19 protein-coding genes are annotated in these 24,597 nt (G+C 44.3%); 11 read left to right on the top strand and 8 right to left on the bottom strand.

Going from position 1 to position 24,597, the window contains the following annotated elements; translation table 11 throughout:
* The first annotated feature begins 63 nt into the window (after positions 1-63).
* From IGJ44_RS12190 to IGJ44_RS12140, 11 genes are all read left to right on the top strand, one after another.
* Positions 64-1,047: a cell division protein FtsQ/DivIB gene (locus IGJ44_RS12190; protein ID WP_167826964.1), complete on the top strand. Its 984-nt coding sequence runs from the start codon at positions 64-66 to the stop codon at positions 1,045-1,047.
* 153 nt (positions 1,048-1,200) lie between these two features.
* Positions 1,201-2,523, top strand: a complete 1,323-nt coding sequence (gene ftsA / locus IGJ44_RS12185; protein WP_167826965.1) for a cell division protein FtsA — start codon at positions 1,201-1,203, stop codon at positions 2,521-2,523.
* A gap of 31 nt (positions 2,524-2,554) precedes the next feature.
* Positions 2,555-3,799 (top strand): cell division protein FtsZ, encoded by a 1,245-nt coding sequence (ftsZ, locus tag IGJ44_RS12180; RefSeq protein ID WP_005228816.1) that lies wholly within the window; start codon positions 2,555-2,557, stop codon positions 3,797-3,799.
* A 12-nt stretch (positions 3,800-3,811) separates the two neighbouring features.
* Positions 3,812-4,483, top strand: coding sequence for a YggS family pyridoxal phosphate-dependent enzyme (locus tag IGJ44_RS12175; protein WP_074536072.1), 672 nt, complete (start codon positions 3,812-3,814; stop codon positions 4,481-4,483).
* Between the two features lie 16 nt (positions 4,484-4,499).
* Positions 4,500-5,153 carry a cell division protein SepF gene (locus tag IGJ44_RS12170; RefSeq protein WP_430605733.1) on the top strand — a complete coding sequence of 218 codons (654 nt, stop codon included), beginning with the start codon at positions 4,500-4,502 and terminating at the stop codon, positions 5,151-5,153.
* Between the two features lie 26 nt (positions 5,154-5,179).
* Positions 5,180-5,443, top strand: a complete 264-nt coding sequence (locus IGJ44_RS12165; protein ID WP_005228822.1) for a YggT family protein — start codon at positions 5,180-5,182, stop codon at positions 5,441-5,443.
* An 18-nt stretch (positions 5,444-5,461) separates the two neighbouring features.
* On the top strand, positions 5,462-6,244 hold the full coding sequence (locus tag IGJ44_RS12160; protein WP_010749763.1) for an RNA-binding protein: 783 nt from the start codon (positions 5,462-5,464) through the stop codon (positions 6,242-6,244).
* A 20-nt stretch (positions 6,245-6,264) separates the two neighbouring features.
* Positions 6,265-7,020, top strand: coding sequence for a DivIVA domain-containing protein (locus tag IGJ44_RS12155; RefSeq protein WP_005228824.1), 756 nt, complete (start codon positions 6,265-6,267; stop codon positions 7,018-7,020).
* 583 nt (positions 7,021-7,603) lie between these two features.
* On the top strand, positions 7,604-10,399 hold the full coding sequence (gene ileS / locus IGJ44_RS12150) for an isoleucine--tRNA ligase (RefSeq protein WP_167826966.1): 2,796 nt from the start codon (positions 7,604-7,606) through the stop codon (positions 10,397-10,399).
* Between the two features lie 366 nt (positions 10,400-10,765).
* Positions 10,766-15,271, top strand: coding sequence for a glutamate synthase large subunit (gene gltB / locus IGJ44_RS12145; protein ID WP_430605731.1), 4,506 nt, complete (start codon positions 10,766-10,768; stop codon positions 15,269-15,271).
* Between the two features lies 1 nt (position 15,272).
* Positions 15,273-16,712 (top strand): glutamate synthase subunit beta, encoded by a 1,440-nt coding sequence (locus tag IGJ44_RS12140; RefSeq protein ID WP_270266678.1) that lies wholly within the window; start codon positions 15,273-15,275, stop codon positions 16,710-16,712.
* Positions 16,713-16,795: 83 nt separating this feature from the next.
* Here IGJ44_RS12140 and vanS read toward each other — a convergent pair whose 3' ends face one another.
* The 8 genes from vanS to thiD all read right to left on the bottom strand — a co-directional run bounded on the left by vanS (position 16,796) and on the right by thiD (position 24,560).
* On the bottom strand, positions 16,796-17,926 hold the full coding sequence (gene vanS, locus IGJ44_RS12135; protein ID WP_015510159.1) for a vancomycin resistance histidine kinase VanS: 1,131 nt from the start codon (positions 17,924-17,926) through the stop codon (positions 16,796-16,798).
* On the bottom strand, positions 17,916-18,611 hold the full coding sequence (gene vanR-C / locus IGJ44_RS12130) for a vancomycin resistance response regulator transcription factor VanR-C (protein ID WP_005228837.1): 696 nt from the start codon (positions 18,609-18,611) through the stop codon (positions 17,916-17,918). The genes vanS and vanR-C overlap by 11 nt, the downstream gene beginning before the upstream one ends.
* Positions 18,612-18,709: 98 nt before the next feature.
* Entirely contained in the window at positions 18,710-20,812 is a 2,103-nt protein-coding gene (gene vanT / locus IGJ44_RS12125) for a membrane-bound serine racemase VanT (RefSeq protein WP_167826968.1), read from the bottom strand.
* Complete coding sequence (gene vanXY, locus IGJ44_RS12120; protein ID WP_061053864.1) at positions 20,809-21,381, bottom strand: D,D-carboxypeptidase/D,D-dipeptidase VanXY; 573 nt, start codon at positions 21,379-21,381, stop codon at positions 20,809-20,811. Before vanXY ends, vanT begins: the two co-directional genes overlap by 4 nt.
* Positions 21,378-22,430 carry a D-alanine--D-serine ligase VanC gene (gene vanC, locus IGJ44_RS12115; protein WP_167826969.1) on the bottom strand — a complete coding sequence of 351 codons (1,053 nt, stop codon included), beginning with the start codon at positions 22,428-22,430 and terminating at the stop codon, positions 21,378-21,380. Before vanC ends, vanXY begins: the two co-directional genes overlap by 4 nt.
* A 311-nt stretch (positions 22,431-22,741) precedes the next feature.
* Complete coding sequence (locus IGJ44_RS12110) at positions 22,742-23,290, bottom strand: TIGR01440 family protein (protein WP_167826970.1); 549 nt, start codon at positions 23,288-23,290, stop codon at positions 22,742-22,744.
* Between the two features lie 5 nt (positions 23,291-23,295).
* Positions 23,296-23,775 carry an ECF transporter S component gene (locus IGJ44_RS12105; protein WP_015510153.1) on the bottom strand — a complete coding sequence of 160 codons (480 nt, stop codon included), beginning with the start codon at positions 23,773-23,775 and terminating at the stop codon, positions 23,296-23,298.
* Positions 23,772-24,560 carry a bifunctional hydroxymethylpyrimidine kinase/phosphomethylpyrimidine kinase gene (gene thiD / locus IGJ44_RS12100; protein ID WP_167826971.1) on the bottom strand — a complete coding sequence of 263 codons (789 nt, stop codon included), beginning with the start codon at positions 24,558-24,560 and terminating at the stop codon, positions 23,772-23,774. The genes IGJ44_RS12105 and thiD overlap by 4 nt, the downstream gene beginning before the upstream one ends.
* Positions 24,561-24,597 lie beyond the last annotated feature (37 nt).

Raw genomic sequence — 24,597 nt, 5'->3', positions numbered from 1 at the left:
GCGATTATCATTAGTAAAGACAAAACACCTCATGATGATCAAACCCCCTCGTCAACGGAAGAGTTGACCCCTTGGCAAAAAGAAAATCTAAAGTATTTGCAAGAAAAAGGCAATCAGCCAGCTTGGTCTTCTCCTGCTCCTGAAGAAACAGAAGATACGTCAGAAGACCATGAAGACGAGCAAGAAGAAGCGTTTTTTGAAGCAGATCAAGCGATGGAAGAGTCCGTTGATGAGAAGGAAGCATTGCCAGAGCCAGAAAAAAAGGTCCGCTCCTTTGCTGATCGGCTACCTAACCTAAAGGCGTATCGCAACCAAGTGTTGATTCGCCGTTTAGCCTTGATTATTGGATTGTTGATGATTCCTTTATTGATTGTTTTGTATTTCGTTTCGCCCCTTAGTCGTTTGGCGAATGTGGTCGTCAAAGGCAATCATGAAGTATCCGCAGAAGCAATTCTCGAAAATTCGGATCTAACCGTCAATGAAGAGATGTGGCCGCAATTTTTCGAACGTAATCAAAGCGTGTCTGCCATCAAAAAAGAATTGCCACGTATAAAAAATGCCTCAATTTCTCTATCTGGTATCAATCGCTTCGATATCACTGTCACTGAATTTCAAGAAGTTGCTTTACTAGCCCAAGATGGTGGCTATGCGCCGGTTTTAGAAAATGGCGTTGTGTTAGATGAAATCAGTGAGCAGCCAGTGGAAGGATTACCGGTTTTAGAAAATTTTTCGGCTGAAGATAAAATCAAAGCAACACTTAGTGCCTATCAAGAATTAAGTTCAGAAATTCGCGATGGCGTTTCTCAAATCAAATATACCCCCCGTGACAGCAATGATGAGCTGCTGACTCTCTTTATGAATGATGGCAATCAAGTGATCGTCAACATTTCGAATATGGTGAGTCAAATGCAGTATTATCCGCAAATTGCCAAAGATTTGACCGAGGACAGTATTGTGGATATGGAAGTTGGAATCTTTACTTACCCAATTTCAAATACACAAGAAGACGATGCAGACGAAAATCAAACAGCTGATAGTGATTCTTAGGAAAAATTCAAGAGTTTTTTTCATTAACTTGTTTCTAAAAAGCGCCATTATATGGTAGAATTGGTAACAGTGAACAAATTATTCGAATGAACTCTAAAAACGGACTGTGATGGTTCGCTATATATCCAATTTAAGTAGGAGGGAACCCCATCCATGGCAAAAACGGGAATGTATGTTGGCCTTGATATCGGTACGACATCTGTAAAAGTTGTAGTAGCCGAATACGTTGACAGCCAAATGAATATCATTGGTGTAGGTAATGCAAAATCAGAAGGAATCAACCGTGGGATCATTGTAGATATCGATAAAACGGTGCAAGCCATTCAAAGAGCAGTAAGACAAGCAGAAGAAAAAGCAGGAATTCAAATTCGCAGTGTAAGTGTTGGTGTACCAGCCAATCTTCTTGAAGTGGAAAATTGTCAAGGAATGATCGCTGTCAATAGTGAATCAAAAGAGATCACCGACGAAGACGTGCGTAATGTTGCCTCCGCAGCACTCGTTCGTTCTACCCCTCCTGAAAGACAGATCATTGCTATTTTACCGCAGGAATTTACCGTTGATGGTTTTGAAGGAATCAAAGATCCTCGTGGCATGATCGGGGTTCGCCTAGAAATGTTTGGTGTTGTTTATACAGGACCAAAAACCATCATTCACAACATTCGCAAATGTGTTGAAAAATCTGGTCTGATCGTTAATGAAGTAGTCATTACGCCATTAGCACTAACAGAATCGATTTTATCAGACGGTGAAAAAGATTTTGGCACGATCGTCATCGACATTGGTGGCGGCCAAACAACCACATCGGCGATGCACGACAAGCAATTGAAATTCACCCATGTGAACCAAGAGGGCGGCGAATTTGTCACAAAAGACATTTCGACGGTTTTAAATACCTCTTTCAACAATGCAGAAGCATTGAAGATTAATTATGGGGATGCGTATCCTGAACGCACTTCAGCCAGCGAAGAATTTCCGGTTGATGTGATCGGGAAATCAGAACCAGTGAAAATCGATGAACGCTATTTATCCGAAATCATTGAAGCCCGTATGGAACAAATCTTCACCAAATCAAAAGAAGTCCTAGACGAAATCGATGGGCTTGATTTACCGGGTGGCGTGATCTTGACTGGTGGCGCTGCAAGTCTTCCTGGTGTCGTAGATCTTGCTCAAGAAGTATTCGAAACAAACGTCAAGCTTTACGTTCCTAATCATATGGGACTTAGAAATCCTGTTTTCACGAATGTAATCAGTATCGTTGACTATTCGGCAAACTTAAGCGAAGTGTACCAGCTTGCCAAAAGTGCGATCACTGGTGAAAAAACAGTGGCGCAACAGCCCGTTGCTATTCAACAACAAGAAGTGCATTACGAACAATATGAAGCGCCAGAAGAAACTTATGAAGAAGCAGAAGAAGAGAAAAAAGGTGAGTCGATCACAAACCGAGTAAAAGATTTCTTCTCAAATATCTTTGAATAATCTAAAACGATTCTCAGGAGGAAGATAAATTATGGAATTTTCAATTGATAATAACATCAATGACGGCGCTGTGATCAAAGTCATCGGAGTCGGTGGCGGTGGCGGCAACGCAGTCAATCGTATGATCGAAGAAAATGTCAAAGGCGTAGAATTTATTGCAGCCAACACTGACGTTCAAGCATTAAAAAACTCAAAAGCAGAAACAGTCATTCAATTAGGCCCTAAATATACCCGCGGACTTGGTGCTGGCTCTCAACCAGAAGTTGGTCAAAAAGCAGCGGAAGAAAGTGAAGATTCTATTCGCGAATCATTAGAAGGCGCGGATATGATTTTCATTACCGCTGGTATGGGTGGCGGAACCGGAACAGGTGCTGCACCGATCGTAGCGAAAATCGCTAAAGAAATCGGCGCATTGACAGTCGGTGTCGTTACTCGTCCGTTTACTTTTGAAGGACCAAAACGTGGCCGTTTTGCGGCTGAAGGCATCGCTAAATTAAAAGAGAATGTCGATACCTTATTGATCATCTCAAACAACCGTTTGTTAGAAGTTGTTGACAAGAAAACGCCAATGCTTGAAGCATTCCGTGAAGCAGACAATGTCTTGCGTCAAGGGGTTCAAGGGATCTCAGACTTGATCACTGCACCTGGCTATGTCAACTTAGACTTCGCTGATGTGAAAACAGTAATGGAAAATCAAGGCACAGCCTTGATGGGAATCGGTGTTGCTAGCGGGGAAGAACGTGTAATCGAAGCAACGAAAAAAGCAATCTCTTCACCATTACTAGAAACGTCGATCGATGGCGCAGAACAAGTGCTATTGAACATCACTGGCGGATTGGATATGACTTTATTTGAAGCACAAGATGCTTCTGATATCGTCGCTCATGCGGCAACAGGCGACGTAAACATTATCTTAGGTACATCAATCAATGAAGACTTAGGCGATGAGATCCGTGTGACAGTCATTGCAACCGGCATTGACCCTTCAAAAAAAGAACGGGGTTCTCGCTCTAGCAGACAAAGCCAAGGTCAAATTCATTCTATCCCTCAAAAACCAACATTAGATATGGATCAAGCACGCCCAGCGCAAGCAGAAGAAAGCAATGGCTTTGGTGATTGGGATATCCGCAAAGAACAAAATGTACGACCTAAAGTAGAAGAAAACACATTTGAAAATGTAGAAAAGAAAGAATTCGATACCTTCAGCCGTGATGAAGTACGTTCGAATGATGACGACGAATTAAGCACACCACCATTTTTCCGTCGTAAACGCTAGGGGGCAGAGCACATGATTTCTGAGAACTTGCACAAGATTCAGCAAGAGATACAGGATTCCTGTGCTCTTGTTTCTAGAAATGCCAATGATGTCTGTTTGACAGCTGTGACAAAATCCGTCGATACAGAAACAACAAGAGTCCTTTTAGAAAATGGTGTGCGGGATTGTGCAGAAAATCGAGTAGAAAAACTACTTGAAAAGAAGGCAGCACTAAAGGATTATCCAGATGTCCGTTGGCATTTTATTGGCAATTTGCAACGCAGAAAGGTAAAATCAATTATAAATGAGATTGATTTTTTCCATGCGTTAGATTCAATCAAACTGGCACAAGAAATTCAAAAACGAGCAGAGCATCCGATCAACTGCTTTGTGGAAGTGAATGTTTCGCAGGAAGCAACGAAACAAGGGATTTTTGTTGAAGAGGTAATGGCTTTTATTGAAGCACTTGCTTCGTTCGACAAAATTCGTGTTGTTGGATTGATGACGATGGCCCCGCTCACTGCTTCCAAAGACGAGCAGCATCAGATTTTTAAAGAATTAAAAAGGATTCAACAACAGATCGCTGACCTGCATCTTACACATGCCCCTTGCTTAGAAACGAGTATGGGAATGAGTAATGATTTTCCCATTGCGATTCAAGAAGGTGCAACATTTATTCGTGTAGGAACAGCATTATTTCAATAAAAAAGGAGGTTGACCGATGTCGCTCAAAGAGAAACTGACCAATTTTTTTGGATTGACTGACGAAGAAGATTACTACGAAGAAACATTTGCCACGGAAGAACCGGCACGCACAGCGTCTAAACAAGCTGTGAACCAAGGAGGAGCTTTTACAGCCCCCAGAGCAACCACGAATACGTATGCATCTGGCCAAGCGGCAACACGTACAACAAGTCAACCACAAAATCAAGCCTATCAATACAGACAGCAACCACAAGCAGCTGTCTATCAACAAGCCTCAGCTGCGGCTGAACGGGTAAGACCGGTGACGAAGACGGAAGAAAAAGTCGTTCCGATGGCACAACAAAGAAGCAATACGAGAGTCAAAGAAACAAAAGCAAAAGAAACACCCGCACAAGCAGCTGGTAAAATAACGATCGTAGAGCCACACGTCTATTCCGAAGCGATGGGGATTGCCAAGCAGGTCATCAATGGGGATGCTGTACTTGTTAATTTTCATTTAATTGAAGAGTACCAAGCTCGTCGAATAGTTGATTTTTTAACAGGAACAGTGTACGCTGAAGATGGTGATATCAAGCGTGTTGGCGATGAAATTTTTCTTTGCACGCCTAAGGGTATGGAAATTGAAGGCACTGCCCAAACATTAGCAGATACCAATTTTTTTGATATCTAAAGTGAGGAGGAACGCCAATTTTATTTTTGAGATTCGTTAAATTACTAAGTGATGCTGTTTATCTGTATACCATTTTATTAGTGATCTATGCACTTTTGTCTTGGTTTCCAGGAGGGTATCAATCCGCTTTTGGCCGTTTCTTAGCAAAAGTGTGTGAACCGTATTTGAGTTTATTTGATCGATTGAAATTAAGTTTTGCTGGTATTGATTTTACGATTGCGTTTGCAATTATCGTCTTACAGCTAGCATCACAAGCATTGATATTGATCTTACAATCAATTTTATTTTAACGTAAGGGGTGGTTATCGGTGAACGCAAATGTCTATCAACATTTTCGAAACGATGAACGCCCTTTTATTGATTCCGCTCAAGGATGGATCGAACAAGTGCAAATGCAGTATGCGCCTTACTTAACTGATTTTTTAGATCCGAGACAAGCGTATATTTTAGAAAGCTTGATTCGTCAATCAACGGATTTAAGCTTCCGCTTTTTTGGTGGTTACGAAGCTGCTGAAAGACGACGTTGTTTGATTTATCCCGATTATTATGAGCCCACCACCGATGAGTTTGACATGACTTTGTTTACGATTCAATACCCGAAAAAATTTACGGTGTTGAGTCATGGAAAAGTTTTAGGCACGTTAATGGGGACTGGAGTCAAGAGGGAATACTTTGGAGACATTCTTTCCGATGGTGAAATATGGCAAGTATTCGTTGCCGCTGAAGTCAGTCATTTTATCCAACTCCAAGTGGATAAAATCGGAAACGTATCGGTGCGCTTGGAAGAAACAAAATACACCGAGTTGATCGTTCCTAAAGATGGCTGGACCGAGGAAAGAGAAACGGTTAGTTCATTGCGTCTTGATACAGTGATCTCTGCCGTATACAACATCTCACGTCAGCGTTCGAAACAGTTGATCGAATCAGGAAAAGTAAAAGTAAACTGGACAGAAGCACTACGACCAGATTTTGTTCTGGATTTACTGGATATCGTTTCAGTAAGAGGATTTGGTCGGATTCAAATACAGGGGTTAGAAGGAACCACGAAAAAAGAAAAAGTTAGATTGTTATTAGGTGTATTACGTAAATAAATCAAAGAGGTGTATAGAATATGGCATTAACTCCATTAGACATTCAAAATAAAAACTTTTCAGTAAAAATGAGAGGATACAACCAAGACGAAGTCGATGACTTTTTGGATATGATCGTCCGCGATTATGAAGAAGCGGTTCAACGCAATCGCGAGTTAGAGAAATCATTGAAACACGCCGAAGAAAAACTAGAGTATTTCAATGAACTGAAAGACGCCTTGAACCAATCCATCATCGTGGCTCAAGATACCGCGGATAAAGTAAAAACAAGCGCAAGCAAAGAATCAGAAGTGATCGTTACGTCTGCCCAAAACCGTGCGGATGAAATGGTTGCTACTGCAGAAAAACATGCCCATGCCTTGATGACCTCAGCGGAAGAAAAAGCCAAAGAGATTTTGACGGATGCAACAGACAATGCCCGTCAATTGGCAACAGAAACAAATGACTTGAAGAAGAAAACCAGAGTCTTCCACAACAACTTATTGGTTATGTTACAAACCCAATTAGAACAAGTGAAGAGCCCAGAGTGGGAAGAGATTTTGGCGCCATTTTCAAGCTACGTGCAAGATTCCCATCAAGTAATCAGAGAAGTTTTATCAAAAGAACTTGACAGTGAAAATGGTTCTGGAGTAAACTCAGAAGCAGTGGACACATTTGATGTGGACGTTGTTGAATCAGATGAAAAAATCGTTGATGTAAGCGAAAGCCCTGAAGTGAAAACATTAGATGATGCGAGAAACTTATTAGACGAATTGAACAAAACAGATAACAACTAAGACACAGAACAGAAAAATTTCTTATATTTTTCAAGCGAGTTTGGGAGAGTGGAAGCCAAATAAAACCCTGTAAGAAATCAGATCATCTGTGAGTTGCGTTCTTTAAAGAGCCGATTATCCAAAGACTCAAGTAGAGAACGACGCCTGATCCCGTTACCGATCATCAAAGAATTGTCTAACGACAATAAAAATTTGGGTGGTACCACGAACACGTTCGTCCCTTGCCAGGGACGGACGTGTTTTTTGCTGTGAATCACTATGATTGGCTTGCGAAGCAAGACAGAATAGATGATGAACAGTACTAGGCGACCATAGGGAGCGTAGTAACCCTACTAGGAATCACTATGATTGGCTTGCGAAGCAAGACAGAATAGATGATGAACAGTACTAGGCGACCATAAGGAGCGTAGTAACCAAACGAGGAATCACTAGGATTGATTTTTTAAATCAGTGAGACCTAAACACAAGGAAGTCATGGCAACCAATCCATTTTGATACGTTCAATTGAAGCAATTGATTGGTCGAGTCAATGGATTTAGAAATTATACGGAAACGTAGTGAGACGAAAAGGAGCGAAACAAGAATGAAAATGAAAGAAACACTGCATCTTGGAAAAACCGCTTTTCCAATGAGAGGCAACTTGCCGAACCGCGAAGTGGATTGGCAAAAAGAATGGGAAGAAAATCGATTGTATCAACGCCGTCAAGAATTAAATGAAGGCAAGCCAACCTTTGTCTTACACGATGGTCCTCCTTATGCAAATGGGAACATCCATATCGGACACTCATTGAACAAAATCAGTAAAGACATTATCGTACGTTCCAAATCAATGTCAGGTTTCCGTTCCCCTTATGTACCTGGTTGGGATACCCATGGTTTGCCGATCGAGCAAGTGTTGACAAATAAAGGAATCAAGCGCAAAGAAATGAGCTTGGCAGAATACCGCAAAAAATGTGAAGAATATGCTTTGACACAAGTGGATACACAAAGAGCTGACTTCAAACGTTTAGGGGTTTCTGGTGACTGGGAGCACCCATACATCACACTGACGCCCGATTATGAAGCTGCGGAAATTCGCGTTTTCGGAAAAATGGCAGAAAAAGGCTATATCTACAAAGGATTAAAACCAATCTACTGGTCACCATCTAGTGAATCATCACTAGCAGAAGCCGAGATCGAATACAAAGATGTGAATTCACCATCGATCTATGTTGCTTTCCCAGTCGCAGATGGCAAAGATTTGCTTGATTCAGATACATCTTTTGTTATCTGGACGACGACGCCATGGACCTTGCCAGCGAATCTAGGAATCTCTGTGAATCCAACCTTTGCCTATGTTCAAATCTTGGCTGATGGTCGTAAATTTGTCGTGGCAAAAGATTTATTAGAAACCGTGACGAATGAGATTGGTTGGGAATCTGTCGAAGTATTGCAAGAATTTGCAGGCGATCAATTAGAAAAAATGACGGCGCAACATCCTTTCTATGACCGTACGTCTCTGTTGATGTTAGGGGATCATGTGACATTGGATGCCGGTACTGGTTTGGTCCACACTGCACCAGGACACGGGGAAGATGACTACATCGTCAGCAAAAAATATGGGCTGGATGTCTTATCACCAGTCGATAGCCGTGGGGTCTTCACAGAAGAAGCACCAGGATTTGAAGGGGTTTTTTATGACAAAGCCAATCCAATGATCACTGAGCTTTTAGAAGAAAAAGGGGCGCTATTAAAACTAAACTTCTTTACTCACAGCTATCCACATGATTGGCGGACGAAAAAACCAGTCATCTATCGGGCAACGCCACAATGGTTTGCTTCAATTGATAAGTTCCGTCAAAACATTTTGGATGAGATCGAAAAAGTAGATTGGATCATTCCATGGGGCAAAACCCGTTTATACAATATGATTCGCGATCGCGGCGACTGGGTGATCTCTCGTCAACGTGCGTGGGGTGTACCATTGCCAATCTTTTATGCAGAAAACGGCGAAGCCATCATCACGCCTGAAACGATCGAGCATGTGGCAAACTTGTTTGCTGAACATGGTTCAACGATTTGGTTTGAAAAAGAAGCCGAAGAATTGCTGCCGGCTGGCTTTACGCATCCAGGCTCACCAAACGGTAAATTCTCGAAAGAAACTGACATCATGGATGTTTGGTTTGATTCAGGTTCTTCTCACGAAGCCGTGTTACGTCAACGTCCAGAATTGACGTTCCCAGCTGACATGTATTTGGAAGGTTCTGATCAATATCGCGGGTGGTTCAACTCAAGTATCACAACTAGTGTTGCGATCAATGAAGTCGCACCATACAAAGCCGTCTTGTCTCAAGGCTTCACCTTAGATGGCGAAGGCCGTAAGATGAGTAAATCTCTTGGTAATACCATTGCACCAGAAAAAGTGATCAACCAAATGGGTGCGGATATTTTGCGCCTTTGGGTCAGCAGTGTTGACTACGAAGCGGATGTCCGAGTGTCTATGGATATCTTGAATCAAGTATCAGAAGTCTATCGGAAAATTCGCAATACCATGCGTTTCCTATTAGCGAACACGAGTGATTTTGATCCAGCAAAAGACAGCGTACCATTTGAAAACTTGCGTTCTGTCGATAAATACATGATGGTTCGTTTGAATCAAACGATCAAAACGATCCGAGAAGATGGTTATGAAAAATACAACTTCTTGCATATTTACCGAACAGTCATTAACTTCTTGACAGTCGATATGTCATCCTTCTATTTGGATTTTGCGAAAGATGTCGTTTATATCGAAGCTGAAAATGATTTCCAACGTCGCGCCATGCAAACCGTCTTCTATCAAACAGCGGTTGCGTTGACGAAATTACTGACGCCGATCATTCCGCATACGGCAGAAGAAATCTGGTCACATTTGAAAGAAGAAGAGGAATATGTCCAATTAGCGGAGTTCCCTGGCTATGATACATTTGCTAACCAAGAAGAGCTGCTTGATTTATGGCGTGCTTTCCTTGATTTCCGTGACAATGTCTTAAAAGCATTGGAAGAAGCACGTAATGCAAAATTGATCGGGAAATCGTTTGAAGCGAAAGTCACTGTTTATCCAACTGAGCCAGTTGCGGCATTACTAAAAGCTATCGATTCAGATATCGCTCAGTTGCTGATCATTTCACCGGACTTCTTAACGATTAAAGAAGCAGGTGAAGCAGTACCAGAAGCGGCCTATCAATTCGAAGACGTGGCGATCTTAGTGGAAAAAGCCGAAGGTGAAGTCTGCGAACGTTGTCGTCAAGTCCGTGTGGATGTCGGTGTAGAAGAGCAGCTACCAACACTTTGCGGCCATTGTGCAGCCATTGTCAAAGAAAACTATCCTGAAGCGGTTGCAGAAGGCTTTGAAAAATAAAAAAACGGAAAAAGATGATCCCATTGTGGGTCATCTTTTTTTTGAAATCAGTCAAGCTTGTTCCTTGAAAATGGGACATAAGCAGCTGTTTGTGACATCCAAATGAGAAAATTCGCGTTAATTGATAACGATTCTCATTTGTTTGCAATAATTTTCCGACAGTTTATTGTATAATAAAAAAACCTTATTAGACGAAGATTCCTGCCTGTGATTTACAAGTCACTATTTGTTCTATGGATTTAAGTAACCCTTGAAGGAAGAAATCAACTAGATCGGATCAAGTAAAAAAAACTTGCCAGATAGAAAATCAGGTTGTAAACTGTTAAAAATCGGAATATTCAGAATATTGAAAGAAAGTGTGATTCCATGAGTGATTTAGAGATGATGAAAACAACGAACCAAACGATGTACGATGCCGCTTTTGAAAAAGATGCTTGTGGGATGGGGTTCATTGCTCAGAAAAATGGTCATTATTCCCGAGAGCTCGTCCAAAATGCCTTAACGATGTTAGAACGGATGAATCATCGAGGGGGAACTGGCGCTGAACCTGACACGGGGGACGGAGCAGGAATCTTGATGGCGATGCCAGATCCTTTTTTTCAGCAGCAGGCAAAAGAGGCAGGAATCCCATTGCCTGAAAAAGGCACCTATGCTGTTGGGATGTTTTTTTTACCGAAAGAAAAGCTCCGAGCAGCACAGGTCCAAGAAGAAGTAGCTAAAGATATCCAACAAATGGGTTTTACGGTTTTATGGCAGCGCGACGTTCCATATGATTATTATCAGTGTGGGCCGGGGGCGCAAAAAGTCATGCCATCTTTTGTGCAAGTCTTTATTGAAAAGCCTGTCGATGTAGCAGCTGGCCGTCCCTTTGAAGATCAGCTTTACCGGCTACGGCGTAAACTGGAAAAAACGTATCATACCGATGAGTTGTCTATCTGCAGCTTGTCCAGTAAGACAGTTGTTTATAAAGGGATGCTGCATGCCTATCAAGTTGGCTTGTTTTTCAAAGATCTTCAAAGCCCAGAAATGACTTCGAGTATTGCTTTGACCCATTCTCGTTTTTCAACGAATACCTTTCCAAGCTGGAGTCGGGCGCAACCTTTTCGTTTCTTAGCCCATAATGGCGAAATCAACACGTTACGCGGGGCGGAAAATTGGATGCATGGACATCAGATCGAAGTCTACGATGACGAAAACTCCGATTCTGCGAAGCTGGAAAATTGTATGGAATACTTGTATCGTCAAGGTCGAGACATTCCCCAAGCACTGTTGATGATGGTGCCAGAAGCGTGGTCTAAAGAAGCTGGCTTGACACCAGAACTGACGGCTTTTAATGAATACAATGCAAGCTTTATGGCTCCTTGGGATGGACCAGCAGCTTTATGCTTTACCGATGGGGAGATGGTGGGAGCTGCCCTTGATCGTAATGGATTGCGACCATCTCGCTACTCAATCACGAAAGCTGGTTTTGTTGTCGTGGCCTCTGAGTCAGGCGTGGTGGATCTGCCAGCGTCGGAAGTGATTGAAAAAGGGGTGCTTGGACCAGCAAATATGTTTTTGGTGGATACCCAAAAAGGGATGATCTTACGAAATCAAGAAATCAAAGCGCATTATGCGAATGCCCATCCTTACCAGGAGTGGCTAGCGGAACACCTATTGACACCAGAGCTGCTTCCCGACACTGAGAAGCAGGAAGAAACAGCAGATGATGCGATCCAGACCCTTTGGAAACGAAATGGCTACACGGATGAGATCATACGCACGTTGATTTTACCAATGGCTCAAACGGGAGAAGAACCAGTGATCTCCATGGGATTTGATTCACCCTTAGCTATTTTGAGCGAACGTCCCCAATCCTTGTTTACGTACTTCAAGCAACAATTCGCCCAAGTGACCAATCCACCCATTGATGCGATTCGCGAAAAATTAGTGATCGGTACCGAGCTGTTTTTAGGTCGAGATGGGGATGTTTCAAAGGACATCCGAATCAATTGTAATAAGCTGAAGATTGCTAGTCCTGTGTTAAAAACGAGTGAATATGAAAAGATCAAACAGTTAAATCAAAATGGTCAAAAAGCGGTTTTACAGTCGATTCTTTATGATTATGTACCAGAAAACGGGGTAGCTTTGCAACAAGCGTTAGAAGCGCTTTTTAAAGAAACGGAGCAAAAAATCGATGCTGGGGCAACGATCGTCATTTTAAGTGATCGGGAAGTCATCCAAGCACAAGAAGGAAAAGTGGCGATTCCGATTCTCTTGGCGGTATCAGGCCTGCACAATTATTTGGTGCGAAAAGGCAAACGTTCCTTGGCATCGATCGTTGCGGATACTGCGGAAGTCTGTGAGGTCCATCATTATGCCATGTTAGTCGGCTACGGAGCAAGTGGGGTCCATCCTTATGGGGCTTACCAGACATTGGCGCATTTTGAGCTTTCAGAGAAGATCGAAAGTTACCGCAAGGCATGTGAAAAGGGCATTGTCAAAATCATGTCACGAATGGGGATCTCAACGATCGCCGGTTACCACGGGGCACAATTGTTTGAAGCGGTTGGTATTTCTGAGAAAGTCATCTCCGAGTACTTTACCGGCACGGTTACCCGTATTGGTGGACTCTCGTTAGCGCAAATCGAGCAAGAATACTTAACGCGTTATGAGGCAGCATATGGTGAAAAACGAATGGATTATCTTGATTCTGGCGGTAGTTTCCAGTACAAAGCCGATGGGGAGCATCATTTGTTCAATCCAAAAACAATCTATGGGTTCCAAAAAGCCGTTCGCACAGGCAGTTATGAGCTTTATAAAGAATACGCGGCGGAAATGAACCAAGAGGCATTAGACAATCCAACGACGTTACGCTCTATGTGGACCTTTGCGAACACAAGACGCAGTATTCCGTTAGCTGAGGTGGAGCCTGTCGAAACGATCGTCAAACGGTTTAAAGTCGGGGCGATGTCTTACGGCTCACTAAGTGAAGAAGCGCATCGCTGTATTGCTGAAGGAATGAATGTGATCGGGGCAAAATCCAACAGTGGAGAAGGTGGAGAAAACCGAAATCGTTTCAAACCAGTGAAGGGCATTAATTATAATAGTCGCATCAAACAAGTAGCTTCTGGCCGTTTTGGTGTCAACGCCGAATATTTAATGAGTGCAGATGAACTCCAGATCAAAATGGCGCAAGGAGCGAAACCTGGAGAAGGCGGTCAATTACCAGGCAATAAAGTCTTCCCGTGGGTCGCCGAGATTCGAGGATCCACGCCTGGTGTCCGATTGATTTCGCCGCCACCACATCACGACATTTATTCGATTGAAGATCTAGCCCAGCTGATCTATGACTTAAAAGCCATCAACCCGTATGCACGGATCAATGTCAAATTGGTTTCTAGTACGGGCGTGGGTACGATCGCTACCGGTGTCGTCAAAGCTGGCGCAGACGTAGTCGTGATCTCAGGCTATGACGGTGGGACTGGTGCTTCTCCGAGAAATTCGATCCGTGATGCCGGCTTGCCTTGGGAGATGGGGCTTGCAGAAGCTCATCAAACGTTAGCTATGAATCATTTGCGGCAGCGAATGACCTTAGAGACAGATGGAAAATTGATGACGGGTCGGGACATCGCCATTGCTGCTCTTTTAGGGGCAGAAGAATATAGCTTTGCCTCTTTAGCGCTAGTTGCGATTGGTTGTGTCATGATGCGGGTTTGCAGTATCAATACATGTCCTGTCGGCATTGCTACACAGAACCCAGCCTTACGAAAATTTTTTGCTGGAAAACCTGAGCACATCATCAATACGATGTACTTTTTAGCAGAAGATCTACGGGAAACGATGGCTGAGTTAGGCTTTCGTACCATCGATGAGATGGTAGGACATGCGGAATTGTTGACACCACGCTTCGTTGCTAAAGGCAAAGCAAAATCATTAGACTTTTCGAAAATGATTGGGACGACGATCCCAATCGAACGCAAAGTGACGGATCCATTCCTTGAGAAACGTCAATGGCCAGAATTAGATGCTTTTGCACAAGCTGCTATCGACAACAATCAAGAAATCGTGACGAATCATACGATCAATAATGTTCAACGCTCAGTCGGCGCGCGTTTAGGAGGCTGGATCGCGGAACGTTTTGGCAATTATGAAGTTACCCCAGGTCTGTTGCAGTTTACGTATCGAGGTATTGCTGGACAAAGCTTTGGGGCTTTTGCCACCCAGGGCATCCAGTTGAAACTGATCGGTGAGGCCAACGATTATGTAGCCAAAGGGTTAAGCGGTGCCCGCTTGATCATTGTGCCACCTGAAGATGCCGCTTATGACGCAGAGCATTCACCAATTGTTGGTAATGTAGCGTGCTTCGGGGCAAATCGAGGCGAAGGCTATTTCCGAGGCATTGCTGGCGAACGCTTTTGTGTTCGTAACAGTGGAGCCAATGTCGTTGTCGAAGGCGTGGGTGATCATGGCTGTGAGTACATGACTGGCGGCGTCGTGGTAATTTTAGGAAAAACCGGCCGCAACTTTGGTGCTGGAATGTCCGGTGGCGTGGCGTATGTTTACGATCCCGATCAAACTTTTGCCGATAAATGCAATCGGGAAATGGTTGATTTATACCGGATTGGTGAAAGCGGCGATGACCACCAACTAAAAGAGATGATCCAGCAGCATTTCGCCTATACAGATTCATTGAAGGCGGCTGAGATCCTAGAAGATTGGGAAAATCAGCAGCACCATTTCATCAAAGTCTATCCGACAGAATACCATCAAATGATCCAAGCGACGGAGACCTTGACGGACCAAGGGTTTGTCGGAGATGAACTTGTGACGAAAGCCTTCGAAGCTGTCGTCGGTCCACAATTGACCATCCCAGGAAAGGAGCGTGACTAATATGGCAGATCCATTTGGTTTTTTAAAGTACCCAAGAGTAGAAAATCCTACCCGACCAGTGGCAGAACGAATCGAAGACTGGCAAGAATTACAGACGCCATTGCCTGAAAATGAGCGTCAAGAGCAAGCAGCACGCTGTATGAACTGCGGGATCCCTTTTTGTCATACCGGTTCTTTTTACGGGGGGCAACGAGCGGTTTCAGGTTGTCCCAATGACAACCTGATTCCTGAATGGAATGACTTGGTTTATCAAGGGCGTTTCCAAGCCGCTTTTGAGCGTCTTGCCAAAACCAACCCATTACCTGAAATGACTGGTCGTGTTTGTCCAGCTCCTTGTGAAAAAGGCTGTACCGAAGCACTGAATGGCTCGGGGGTCACGATCCACGACAATGAACGCTTTATTATCGATACTGCTTTTGAAAATGATTGGGTCAAAGCCTCTGGATTGCCTCAAGAAGCGACTGGGTTCAAAGTTGCCATCGTCGGCAGCGGACCAGCTGGTTTATCCGCTGCATGGCGCTTGAATCAACTAGGGCATCAAGTGACGGTCTATGAACGCAGTGATCGCTTTGGCGGTTTACTGATGTACGGTATTCCAAATATGAAATTAGATAAAGACGTCGTTCAGCGACGGATTGACTTGATGGCAGAGCTAGGCGTGAACTTTGTCGCTAATACGGAGATCGGTCGTGACTTGTCAGCAGAAAAATTGGCCGCTCAGTATGATCGGGTCATTTTGGCAACAGGAGCTAGTGTTCCTCGTGACTTGAAGATTCCAGGGCGTGAATTGACTGGGGTGCAATTTGCAGTCGATTATCTGACGGAAGCAACCAAAGATGTGTTAAAGCATGGCAAAGCGGCAACAAGTAAAAAACTTGCTGGCAAGCATGTTATCGTGATTGGCGGCGGCGATACTGGAAATGACTGTATTGGTTCAGCGATTCGGCAAGGAGCCGCTTCTGTGCGTCAATTGGAGATCACGCCCCAACTGCCATTGACACGGACCGACAGCAATCCTTGGCCAGAATACCCAATGACAGCCCGCACAGGATATGGGCAAGAAGAAGCGGCTGAAGTGCTACAAACACAAGTGACGTATCATGGGGTGTCCACAACGGCCTTTATCGGCGCCGAACGCGGCCAGTTGATCGCCATCGAAACGGTCTCAGTGGATCAACAGTTTCAGCCGATCCCTGGCACAGAGCAAGTGATCAAGGCGGATTTGGTCTTGCTGGCAATGGGCTTTGTTGGTGCAGAGACCCAACTCTTCGATGCCTTTGGTGTGCGAGAAGTGTACGATGATTACACGACGAACAATGAACGAGTGTTAGTCGCAGGAGATGCCAAAAGAGGACCGAGTTTAGTCATCTGGGCGATTCGTGAAGGACGCTTAGCGGCAGAAAAAGTCGATCAAGCGTTACGATCTTTGGTGTATCAATAAGCAATCAATAAAAAACAACCTGAGCAGCTATTCCTCCTTCTGAATTAGAAGGGGAGCAGCGAAATGCTCAGGTTGTTTGCCTGTTAAGCGGTTGGTTCAGATGGATGGGGCTTTGACAGCTGTTCATTTTTTTCCATTGCTGCCTTCGGTAGGCGAATCGAAAAGACGATGGTTTCATCACGGCTTTCCGCCCAAATCTTTCCACCTAATGCTTCAACGATTTCTTTGGCGATCGGCAAACCAAGACCCGTCCCACCCGTCGCTGTTGCTCGGGAAGCATCCATGCGGTAGAAAGGCTCAAAAATCAAGCCGATCTTTTCAGCTGGGATCGTTTTTCCTTGATTGGTCAAACGAATCAGGATATCATCAGACTCGCTGATGGCTAATCGCAAAGGGGAGTTAGGATAGCTATAATTGATGGCATTGCGGATCAAGTTGTCAAAAACGCGTTCCATTTTCTCCGTATCAACGGTCGCAAAGACTTTTTTCTGTAGCTGAAGTTGCCAATGGAGATTTTTTTCTTCTAACAGCGGCAAAAATTCAAACGTCAACTGTTCCAGCATCAAGCTCAGATCCGTGGTTTCAGTTTGCAAGGCGATCGTTGTAAGATTAAAGCGGGTGATTTCGAAAAATTCGCTGATCAATAGTTCCAGCCGTTGGGCTTTTTGCAAGGCGATCTTCGTATAGCGTGCGCGTAGTTCGGTAGAAAGCTGCGGTTCCTCTTCTAAAAGCGTCAAATAGCCGATCACACTGGTCAAAGGCGTTCGTAAATCATGTGCGAGATAGACGATCAAATCATTTTTTCGTTGTTCCGCTTCTTTGGCGGCTCGTTGATCCTGTAAGTTTTTCTCTCGCAACTGGTTCATTTCTTCTTGCACATCAATCATATTGCTGGAAAGAACGATTCGCTTCGTGGGTTCGGCAATCAGTTGGTTTGTGGCTTGGATCGTTTCATTCAAATAACTGATAGCTTTACTCATATAATAAATCGTTGTGCTCACCCAAATCAGTAAGGCCCCGATGGCTAAGCAAAGAAGCCAATAGTCAGCAAAAAGTCGTAAAATTTGATAAATGGGTTCATAGCCATACCAGACCCTCATTCCAGCAACGAAGCGTACTGCGAAAGGAATGATGATCAAGATCGCCATCAAGATGCCCGTGGTGATAAAGTATTGGGTCAAGAGCTTGCGGATCAATGGACTTCTATTTTTCAATGATATAGCCGACCCCCCATACGGTTTTGATTAATTTCGGTTTGCGGGGTTGTTCGTTCAGTTTTTCCCGCAAACGGGCGATATGTGCCATCACTGTGTTATTGTTGTCTAAATACTTTTCTTTCCAAACTGCTTCAAAAAGGGTTTCCGAGGCAACGACCGATCCTTGGTGTTCAAATAAGTAAAGCAAGATTTTAAATTCGATGGGGGTCAAGAAAACCTCTTTGCCATAAAGAAAACATTGGTGGCTGTTGATTTTCAACAGTAAGCCTTCCTTTTCGTATTCTTCAATCTTCTGGGGATTCGCTGACTGGTTGTAACGCTGGTATCGCCGCAGCTGCGTTTTGACCCGAGCAACGACTTCTAAAGGATTGAAGGGCTTGGTCACATAATCATCTGCCCCAAGGCTTAGACCGGTGATTTTATCCAAGTCTTCCCCTTTTGCCGTGAGCATCAGTACTGGGAAAAAGTGGGTCTTACGAATTTGCTGCAACAGCTGGAAGCCGTCGATATCCGGCAGCATCACATCTAAAACCGCCACGTCGACCGTTTCTTTTTCAAGATAGGCCAAAGCGCTCGTTCCATCATAAAAAGGTTCTACTTGGAAGCCTTCATTCCTTAGAAACGTCGTGACTAACTCCGCGATTTCTTTTTCATCATCAACAACAATTATTTTTTCTGCCATCCTTGATTCACTCCAACTATCTACGATCATTTTTCATTTACACTACCATTTACTCTACACCCATCATACCGTAATCGGTAAGCGAATGCATTCGTTTTCTACTTTGAACTAGAGGTGATGCGGGAACCTAGGCGGCTGATCAATTCATTGGTAATGGTTTGTGCTTGATCAGCGGTAGTCGTCCAATCGCTGATTACTTCGAGCGAACTTTCGACCGCCAGTTCTGGATAGTCCGTTAAATCGATCAAGAGCATATCCATACAAACCAACCCAATCTGCGGGAGTAAAGCACCTTGATAAGAAAGTTGGAACCCTTGGTTTGATAGGGCACGTGGAACCCCGTCGCAGTAGCCGATGCTAACGATCCCGATCGTGGCTGGTCGATCAAAAATAGTGCCTAATCCATAGCCGATCGCTTCACCAGCGGCAACTGTTTTTTTGTCTACCAGTAAGGCTTTGAGTGTCAAAATCGGTTGTACGTTTATCTTCTGCTTCGTTGGTTCGTTCGGGACGCTCAATGAACCAGTTAGAAGAATACCTGGACGTACATAATCATAGTGTTTCTCTGGGTAATTTAATATTCCGTAGCTGCTTTGCAGATGTGTCAGTCCATAGGCGATATTTCTAGCGGATAAGCCAGCCAACAGATCATCAAAACAAGTGATTTGGGCTTGTGTCCGCAAGATACTTGTCGTATCCAGCTGATCTGAAGAGCCTAGATGGGAAAAAATGCCCGTAATCTTGAGAGATGGCAAGGCGTAAAGTCCAGTAACTGTCTCAAGATCAGGTGCAACGCCTAAGCGGTGCATACCAGTATCTACCGCTAAATGGCATTCGATCGGAATGCTTGTTTGGGCTAAAGCATGCCCATGGGCCTCACTAACGATGGTTTGAATCAAGGAATAATGTTTCAGCTCTTTGGCACGTTGGGCAGAAGTGTACCCTAAAATCAGTAAGCGACTTTTGATGCCAGCTCGCCGTAATTCAATGGCTTCTTCAAGGGTAGCAACGGCAAAGAAATCAACGCCGGCTCTTTCTAGGGTACCGGCAACCGTCTTCGCATCACAACCATAAGCATCCGCTTTAACCACCGCCATCACTTTAGATGTTGCTGGGATCAATCGCTTGATTTCCTGAAGGTTGTGCAACAAAGCGGGGGCGGAAAATTCTTTGGTTGCTCGCTGCAAGTGGGGCGGCTTTTTTTTCGGAAACGGGAACAGCTTTTGCATAGCAAAGAGACCATAAACCACCCCAATGGTCAGTCCTAAGACCACGAAGAAATTGATTAGATTGTTTTGCAGTAAGGGCAGCTTCTGACTAAGAAAATGGGTCACTGCAATGGTATAAGGATGGAGCAAATAAAGCCAAAGGGACAGTCGACCCGCTTGTTTCCAGATCATGGGTGCTTGCCATTGCTGAATGATCGGGAATAAGCACAACAGGACGAAGGGCAAAAAAACATACATGCTATCATGTTTCGGCGTGGTAAAGTGATGCAAAAGGTAACTTTCCAAAAGCAAGCAAATAAGACTGATCAGCAAATAACTATAGCGATGGGGAGAAGCAGGTTTCTTGGCAAATCTTCTGGCTAGTACCCCTAAGAGCAAAAACAAAGGAGCAAAGAAAATGCCGTTGCGAGTTCCATCCAATAGTTGGAAAATCAGTGAATAGAATGACGCGATGGGTGTTTGGGCAGCCAGTCCAGACCAACTGTCCCCACCTAAACCAACCACATACAAACCGACAGCAGTGAAAAACACCTGCTTGAAAGAAAGACGTGTCAAGAGGCCCATCACTAATAGACTGCCGGTAATGATCGCAGGAAAATACCATAGATGATAAAGGATGCCATTGACCAGCAAAGTTTGAATAAAAGTGCCTAGTGGCATGTTCAACCCTAGCATGCCGCTGTACCAAGCAAGCGGCAAAAAGAGTAGTGTGGCTATGAGGTAGACTTGCAGCTGCTTTTTAATAAAATGCCAGACACGCTGTCTGGCAGGATAGCTGTTTTGGGTGGCTAAGTCACTAAACACGTAATATCCGCTGATCATAAAAAAGAAGGGAACGGCAATTCGGAACAGAGTCAACGTGATCAGGATATCGCCCTCAGGCCATAAGCGATGAAGAGGCAGACAGTGGATCGCCACCACCATCATCGCCAAAATCACCCGAAATTGCTCGACTCCTTGATTCTTCTTCATGCGAACTGCCTCGCCGTTTGTTCAAGGTATTGATGGTATTCTTCCAAGGTCCACTGTTGACTGGCGATGATTTGACTATGAGGCAGACCGACATAACGAAAATGCCATGGTTCATAGCCAATCCCTGTAATTTCCTGTTTGTCTGCGGGATAGCGTAAAATAAACCCATAGTTCATCATTTCCTGGGTAAATAAATCAGCGGCTGCGCTGTCACGAAATCGTGGGCAGATCAAATCATCCTGGCTACCCTTTAAACCAACATCGATTGCTAAGCCTAACTGATGTTCACTGCAACCGGGCAATGCCACAAATTGTTTCGTATAGGCTAGCCCATTTTCTTTCAAGGAATATTCCCATAAATACCGTTGCTGCTTTTCGGTTCGGTAGCCATCTAATAAGCAGATCTCGTCTTCAAGCTTTAAAGCTTTGACTAGCCGTTCCCATTGTTTGGCTGCTTCTGGCTGCAAGTAAACCTCGTCTTCACTGAAGGCAGCAAGGACTAAATGAGGCGGCTCTTGGTTTTTTTCTAACGGAAATTCTTTGCTAACTAACTGTAGATAGGGATTCATTTGACTTCCTCCTTTGCTAAGACAAGCAGTTTTTGTAGTAGTTCTTGATAGGATAAGCCGATTGCTGCCATCATGGCAGGATAGCGGGAGTGACTCGTAAAGCCCGGCATAGTATTGATTTCATTCAAGTATAGTTCTCCTTGATCCGTGACAAAAAAGTCGATGCGAGCAAGACCTTTAAGACCAAGACTACGATAGAGCAGCTGGGCTTGTTCTTTGACCTTGGTTTCAATCGTTTCAGGCAATGGTGCAGGAACGGTGATCTTGGCGCTGATCAACTGGTACTTTTCTTCAAAATCAAAAAAACCGTCTACTAATGAAATAGCGTCACAAGCACCGACAGTCAAAGAGTCGTTGCCCAAAATACCGCAGCCGATCTCAACACCGGCAATATTTTTTTGTAGGAGCACTGCGGAACAATAAGCGAAGGCTTCCTTCAAGGCAGGAGCAATTTCTTCGACACAAGTCACTTTTGTGATCCCTTTTGAGGAGCCCGCTTCATTAGGCTTAAAGAAAACTGGAAAGCCATGGGTCTGGATAAAGGCTTCGATTTGTCTTTGCTGGTTGTCTTGATTTGTCAAGAGAATCGTAGGAGCGCTTTGTACGCCAATCGCTGCTGCTGCTTGATGCAGCAACCATTTGTTCATACATAATGCGGAGGCCGCCACACCGCAGCCTACATAAGGTAGCTTCATCAATTCAAACAATCCTTGGATACTGCCATCTTCCCCGTATTTGCCATGCATAATGGGAAATAAAACATCAGGTACCAACGTTTGCTGCTCTTCACTTAGCCAAAAGCCGTTTCCTTCGAATAGCGGCTGTATTTTCTGTTTATGTTTCGTATCCAACAACCACGTGTCTTGTCGGATGTTTTCCAGTTCTCCTGTATACAAGTACCAATCCATAGCATCTGGGGCGATCCCGATCAAAGAGAGGTCGTAGTCATAGGGAGATGATTGGAGTGCTTCGATTGCGCTAGTTGCTGAAGCTAAAGAAACGGTGTATTCCGGTGAATTGCCTCCAAAAATAATGGCGATTTTTTTCATGTTTTTCTTCCTTCCACTTTTCGATTCTTGCTACATTCAGTCTATCAAGGAAAGAAAAAAGAAGTTTACGGGCTTACTGGTATCTTTCTTTTCTTTTTGTGATGAAATTCTGACGAATTTATGACAAAAGGGAGGCGGCAGCTGCCGCTCTTTTTCAACAGAAAGAAACTAGCCTTTGAAGTAGAAAAAGCTGCCATAAGATGGAGCGGAGAAAATAGTGAAAGGAGAGTACTTTTAAGGAAGGAAAGGAGAGGCAATAGCAGGAACGTTGACACAAAAAAAGCACGCCGAAGCATGCTTTTTCTTTTCGCTTATTGGGCGTAATGCGCACGAGGACCACCAATATATTTGGGCCGTGATCCCAGAGCTGTGACATGGGCAGCGCCGAGGGTCTTGATAGAGGGACGGATCGGAATTTGAACATGTTTGACATGCATGCCGATCGCTGTGTCGCCAATATCAATGCCAGCTTTTGCCACTATGTGCTCCACTTCAATAGGCTCATCGAACAGCTGGAAAGCCGCAACTGAGCAAGCACCGCCTGCATGCAGCTGGGGCACTACAGCGACTTCTTCTAAGTGATAGAGCTGAGCCGTTTTACGCTCAACAGCTAAAGCCCGATTGAGATGTTCACAGCCTTGAACGGCTAAATGAATATTTTTGGGACGCAAGATCGCTCGTAGTGTTTCAACGATAACCATGCCTACTTCTTGACTGGAATTTTTGCCAATCAAGCCGCCCACGACTTCACTTGTTGAACAACCAAGGACAAAAAGATCATTTTCACCAACGTTCGCTGTCGTAATGACTTCTTCAACGATCGTAGTTAAATCCGTTTTTAATTGATTGATATCTGTCATAAGAATCACCTTTCATTTAAAGAAAACTTTTTCGTGCGGCGCAAGGCATGCGTCAGGGGTAAAGCAACGATGCTGCCAAAGACCGTTTGGATCAAATTACTTGGAATCGAGGCGATCCCAGCGCCTAAACCGAATAGCAAAACCGTTGCTGCTGCATAGCCGGCGATCATGATTAAGCTGCCGACAATGACGGCTGCTAGTGGCCGATGGCTCATTCTACCTACGATCCAGCCTTGCACACCATGGATCACGATGGAAAAGAAGGCCCATTCAGGGTAACCTGATAGAAAATCAATGATGCCGCCGCTCATTCCACCGACGAAGGCACCCGCGCTAGGTCCGAACAACAGGGCCGAGATATAGATCCCTGCTTCACATAAGGTCACAAAGCCCTTCGTTTGCGGAACAGGAATGATAAAGGTCAAAGAAAGTGCACACGTGAGTGCCGTCAGCATAGCGATCGTCGTTAGGTTTCTTACTTTCATAGGTGTTCCTCCTTTTTAAAATAGGCGAGCTGATTGACGTTGCCAGAGGTACCTAAAGGCAGACCGTCTTCAATCCCTGCCCAAACAAATGCTTTTGCGGTTTGGATAGCTGCTTCCAACGAAGTACCTTTAGCAAGCATTGCGGCAATCGCTGATGAAAGGGTACAGCCAGCACCGTTGGTTGTGGTTCGGGTACTTTTTTCTGCCTCAAAAACGGTGAATTGTCCTTCTTGATACAAAACATCATAGGCTGTTTCCCCAGTTAGTCGACTGCCACCTTTGATCAGAACATTTGGGGCACCAAGCGCATGAATTTTTTTTGCCGCCGTTTTCATCTCCGCTAAGGAGGTAATCCTTTGTCCAGATAAGTGTTGTGCTTCGAGCAGATTAGGAGTCACTAATGCTGTGTAAGGAAACAATGAAATTAATCCAGCTTGATAAGAGTGGTTAAAGGCAGTATCTCCTTCTTTGAAGGCGAGAACGGGATCGAGCACGATCGGTCCGGTAAATGTTTGTAAAAAATCCCGCAGCAATTCAATGATGGCCGTTTGATGAAGCAGCCCGATTTTGATTGCATCTAGGGATACGACCGAACGCAGTGAATCCAGCTGTGCTTGGATCACAGGCTCAGGGAGATCATAGAACATAAGATCATCCTTGATGGCGACCACACATGTTAATAGGGCATGGCCAAACACCCCGAATTTCTCAAATGTTTTCAAATCAGCCGTCATGCCGCCACCTGCCAAACTGTCGAGACCGGCGATCGATAAGACTTGTTTCATGTCTGCTGCTCCTTTCATTTCTCATTTCTTTCTATTA

The organism is Enterococcus sp. DIV1368d, from assembly GCF_050542975.1.
Lineage (GTDB): Bacteria > Bacillota > Bacilli > Lactobacillales > Enterococcaceae > Enterococcus_D > Enterococcus_D casseliflavus.
Note: the sequence above shows the minus strand (reverse complement) of the source record. Positions and strands in the feature narration are given on the sequence as shown.